Below are 1094 nucleotides of genomic sequence, written 5' to 3'. Positions count from 1 at the left end.
CATGTCGGTCCCCGGTTTCCCGAACCTGTTCCTCATGTACGGCCCCAACACCAATGTCGGTTCCGGCTCCATCATCTACATGCTGGAGTCCCAGTCCCGCTACATCCGCCAGGCCATCTCCTATTTGTCCCGCCGCCCCGGCCGCTACCTGGCCGCCACCCCCGAGGCGGAACAGTCCTGGGACGACTGGCTGCAGCGCCGCCTGAAGGACACCCCCTGGAACTTCTGCTCCAGCTGGTACCGCAACGCCTCGGGCCGCATCACCAACAACTGGCCCGGCGCCACCCTCCTGTTCCGCTGGAAAACAACCAGATTCACCCCCGCCGACTACCTCGAATCCGAGGCCTCCCGCCGCTGACCCAGCGGATGCGACCCCCGAGCCCCCAACCAGGTAGACTGCCGACGACCCGGCCTCGGCCGGGCGGTCAGCCCTCGTAGCTCAGGGGATAGAGCACCGCTCTCCTAAAGCGGGTGTCGCAGGTTCGAATCCTGCCGAGGGCACAGCTGGGAATAATCATTTCCGCAGGTCAGCCGTGTTCCCCTCATCGTAGGGGAAGCAGATCGAACGCAAAACCCCAGGTCTCATGTCTTAGGTTCGAACCATAGGGGTTGCTGCCAGCTAGCACTCCAGCTCAGAGCGCTTTTTCGAGGTCACAGCAGCCGGTCCGAACCATGTGGCCGACGGTAGATGAGTGCGTTGTGGAATCGATGCGAATGCAACGCGTTCTAGTATTCGATGGTGGCGGTAGCGCATCTGGGATCCATCACCGCCGACTGCGACGATCCGACCACCTTTGCAACCTTTTGGGCAGAATTGCTGGGTGGCGTGATCGCAACCGGCACAGAGAAATTCGTGAGCGTCATGCTCCCCACCTGGTGCTCACAGCTATCCGCGTGCCGAACTACGGTGCACCGTCCTGGCCGGATGAGGGCATTCCCTCGCAAATTCATCTGGATTTCGCGGCGCCCGATCTCGACGGGGCTCAGGAGCGGGCCGACGGGATCGGTGCCCGACTTGCTGACCATCAGCCTGCACCCAGCAAGTGCCGAGTTCCCTTCGACCCGGCCGGGCATCCCTTCTGCCTATCACTCGC

General features: G+C 62.8%; 1 protein-coding gene, 1 tRNA gene and 1 pseudogene. All 3 read left to right on the top strand.

Annotated elements, in window-relative coordinates; translation table 11 throughout:
* Window positions 1-358 (top strand): annotated as a pseudogene (locus ACIRS4_RS38615) (4-hydroxyacetophenone monooxygenase); the annotation flags it as partial.
* A gap of 70 nt (window positions 359-428) precedes the next feature.
* Window positions 429-501 (top strand) — tRNA-Arg (locus tag ACIRS4_RS38610).
* Window positions 502-672: 171 nt separating this feature from the next.
* A partial coding sequence (locus ACIRS4_RS38605; protein WP_404205001.1) for a VOC family protein occupies window positions 673-1094 on the top strand: 422 nt, incomplete at its 3' end.

Source organism: Streptomyces sp. NPDC101166 (assembly GCF_044768125.1).
Taxonomy (GTDB): domain Bacteria; phylum Actinomycetota; class Actinomycetes; order Streptomycetales; family Streptomycetaceae; genus Streptomyces.
The sequence above is the reverse complement of the archived record's forward strand: the minus strand, read 5'-3'. Positions and strand labels throughout refer to the sequence as shown.